At 35.3% G+C, this 3,835-nt stretch carries 4 protein-coding genes; all 4 read left to right on the forward strand.

Going from position 1 to position 3,835, the window contains the following annotated elements:
* A partial coding sequence (locus tag RAO94_04655; protein MDP8321626.1) for a hypothetical protein occupies positions 1-556 on the forward strand: 556 nt, incomplete at its 5' end.
* Positions 557-794: 238 nt separating this feature from the next.
* Positions 795-2,690 carry an SUMF1/EgtB/PvdO family nonheme iron enzyme gene (locus RAO94_04660; GenBank protein MDP8321627.1) on the forward strand — a complete coding sequence of 632 codons (1,896 nt, stop codon included), beginning with the start codon at positions 795-797 and terminating at the stop codon, positions 2,688-2,690.
* Positions 2,691-2,708: 18 nt separating this feature from the next.
* Positions 2,709-3,422: a formylglycine-generating enzyme family protein gene (locus RAO94_04665; protein MDP8321628.1), complete on the forward strand. Its 714-nt coding sequence runs from the start codon at positions 2,709-2,711 to the stop codon at positions 3,420-3,422.
* Between the two features lie 11 nt (positions 3,423-3,433).
* A partial coding sequence (locus RAO94_04670; GenBank protein ID MDP8321629.1) for a hypothetical protein occupies positions 3,434-3,835 on the forward strand: 402 nt, incomplete at its 3' end.

A 3,835-nucleotide genomic window follows, 5' to 3' on the forward strand; every position in this document is an offset into this window, starting at 1 on the left:
GCAGTTATCTTTTTTCAATTTGATACCTTCATGTCACAATTGTAATCATAAAAAATCTGATAAAGGTACACCAAATAAGAATTCAAAATTACTTGCAGACTATCTCCATCCCTACATTGATGGATTCGGGAAAGATGGTACATTCAGTTATGATATTCAAAGTTCAGGCATTTTAGACTTTATACCTTCGGAAGATAGCATAAACATTAAGTTGAATATTAATGAGAAAAGTGAAAAATCTCAGTGTATAAAGAAGAATAACGAATTATTTGCTATTGAGGAAATTTACAATAATGCTCACAAAGATATTGTAGCAGAATTGATTGCGAAAAAGAAGATGTGTCCTGACAGTTACGTTAATTCAATTATAAATATATTTACTGATCATGAAAATAGTGATGATGGGAAAATTAAAATTAAGCCCACGAAAGAAGAAATTTATAGGTTAGCATTTTGCAATTATTATCATGATAAAGAATTAGGTAACAGACCTTTATCGAAGTTAACGAAAGATATTGCGCTGGAATTGGGATTGATTGAAGAGGAGGAAGTTTGAGGGAAAGAGGGATTGAGGGAGGAACAGATTGAAGTTAAAACGTAGAGACGTGAGACGTGAGAAGAGGACAAAAGGAGTGACTTTATTAATTGGAGTTAGGTAGCAGTTATCGTTCAGAAGTCTTATCTGGAGTACCAGTCAAAACTCATGACTTACATTTGCCTTTTTGACTTGACAGTGAGTTGAGAATTCCAATTATACGGATAATTGACTAAGATAATAACGGGGAAGTACTTATATGAAATATTTTGCCTTGATCTCTATTTTATTATTACTGTTATCATGTAGCGAGGAACCGATCAGGGATAATCCTTATGACCCTGGTTTTGATCTGCCAGAGCCGGAAATCAGCAGTTTGGATGATATTTCACTTACCTGTAAACTATTGAGCTGGGATTATGAACTGGATAATATTGAAGGCTTTATGATCAACCGTCGCGATGATACCGTGTGGCAGGAAGAAATAATGGTTTCTCCTGATGAGAGAACATGGCTGGATACGGCAGCAGCAGTAAATAAACATATCCAGTATAAAATAAAAGCTGTAGCAGGTGAGAATGAGTCTGATTATGTGAATTCAGTGATACTGGATAATATTATTCCTGTTCCGACGGATTTTAATGTTGTTCAAGAGAATGTACATTGCTATAATCTAAGCTGGGAGCAGGATTATATTGTAGGGGAAGATGGATTTATATTGGAAAGAAAAATAGAAGAGGGAGAGTATATTCAGATTGCGGTATTGAGTGAGAATATAGAAAGTTATCATGATGAATGGGAATACAGCCGGGATGAAAATATTGTTTATTACAGAATTAAGACTTATGTTGGTGAGGAATATTCCGGTACAGTATTTACTAATAATCAAATTCTAAATGCTCCATCAAATTTAAATTATGAGATAATAGCAATCAATCGGCTTGCAATATATTGGGAGGACAATACTGATGGAGAACAGGGTTTTAAGATAGATAAGAAAGTAGGAGATAATGAATGGTCAGAAAACTATGCCATTACATCAGAAGATATTGTATACTGGGCTGATGAAAATTCGGAAATCAATCAGAATTTTCAGTATCGGGTTTATGCCTATTATGAAGGGATGGAATCAGCATCAATTCAGTCAGATATTATTGATAATAATATACCAGCTCCGAAAAATCTTTCGTTAGAAATTATCAATGAAAATGAAATCAGATTAACCTGGGAATATGATTTAGAAGGCATAACAGGATTTGGGATAGAGAAGAAAGCTGAAGAAGGTACATGGGAATTATATACTGAGAATATTGCTCCAGAAATCAGGGAATGGACAGATGATGAATGTGTTCATTTGGACAGATATAGAATTAAAGCTTATTTTCAAGAATATGAGTCAGTATATTCCAATGTGGTTTTTTGGGGAATGGAGAATATGAACTATGTAGAAGGAGGTTCATTTGAGATGGGGGACCATTATAATGAGGGCTATTCAGATGAGCTGCCAGTTCATGAGGTTACTCTCAGCAGTTTCTTTATTGGGCAGTATGAAGTTAAGCAGGGTGAGTATGAAGAATTAATGGGTAGTAATCCAGCTCATGATTATGGTGTGGGTGATAATTACCCAGTATATTTTATAACTTGGTATGATGCTATAGAGTATTGCAATGCGCTGAGTGAGCAGGAAGATCTTACTCCCTGCTATAATTTGGATGACTGGAGTTGTGATTTTAATGCCAATGGCTTTAGATTACCTACAGAAGCAGAATGGGAGTATACAGCGAGAGGAGGAGTGAACTGGATGGATAACTACAGATACAGCGGTACAACCGATAATCTGGGAGATTATGCTTGGTATTCTTCAAATTCAGAGTCCCAGACACATGAAGTAGGAACAAAAGAGGCTAATCAGCTGGGTATTTATGACATGAGTGGAAACGTGTACGAATGGTGTAATGACTGGTATTCAGTAAGTTATTACAATTCAAGTACATCTGTTAATCCCTATGGTCCGGTCACGGGATCTTCTCAAGTGATACGAGGTGGTTGCTGGTACTATAGCATTAGTTATTGCCGGATAGCTGATCGAAACTACTACTATCCTAGCGATAGCTACCGTGGTCTTGGCTTCCGCATTGCCTGCAGTTCAAATTAGAATTTAATCCTTATGAGAATGTTAGAATCAGGATTCAGTAAGCAAGAGAAGAGTGAATATGATTATGATATCATGAAAAACGAAGTAACAAATCAGAATTATTTGATATATCTGCAATCTGCTTTATTAAGTGGAGATGTAAACATAAGTAGCACGTCAATTTCAGGTTATTATGATGGAGATGAGTATTATTCGGCAGGTGAATATGATTATTATAGATTAGATGCAGATGGAAGGATTTCATGGGATGGAACATCACTTATATTAGATGAAGAGTATGAAGATCATCCTGTTGTAGAGATTAGTTGGTTTGGAGCTAATGCTTATGCTGAATATTATGGCTGGAGACTGCCAACCGAGTATGAATGGGAAAAAGCTGCGAGAGGGATGACTGGATTTAACTACCCTTGGGGTATCAATCTTACAGGATTTAATGCTAACTATTCCAATAGTGGAGACCCATGGGATAACGGAACTTCACCAGTAGGCTACTTTAATGGACAAAATAACACATTTGATAGTCATTCGCCTTATGGTTGTTATGATATGTGTGGAAATGTCTGGGAATGGACAAATAGTTGGTTCAGTGAGGAATCAGATGCTCGAGTAATTAGGGGAGGACACTGGGGTTCACTCAGTTATTTTTTACTGATGTGGTACAGGCTTGATCTTGGACCATCCTATCATGGTGAAGTTGCTGGATTTAGATGTGCAAGTTATGTTGAAAGGTAAAAGGAGAGTTTATGGAATTATTATATTTATGGATTGAAGATTATAATGTGTTTAAAGATCGGGGATTTAATTTTGGTGGAGATAGAGTTTACAAGAAAATAGAATTGGATAAAGATAAGGATACAATTTATCTGAGTTATAAAGATAATGATAACAAAATGATTGTTGTATTAGAATTTATAAAGCGGGGTCAGAATATAATAAATATAACCGGAATAGTTGGAGAAAACGGAGCAGGAAAAACTCAATTATTAAAATTCCTGAAGAATGTTTTATCAATCTACAAAAATGATATTGACACTAATTTCTGCATAATACTTAAAGATTCTGAAGAATATAGGTGCATCAGCAAATTTGAACATAATATCTGTGATGGAGAGGAATTGAAGAGATTATCTTTTGATGAGTTTAAA

Source organism: Candidatus Stygibacter australis (assembly GCA_030765845.1).
Lineage (GTDB): Bacteria > Cloacimonadota > Cloacimonadia > Cloacimonadales > TCS61 > Stygibacter > Stygibacter australis.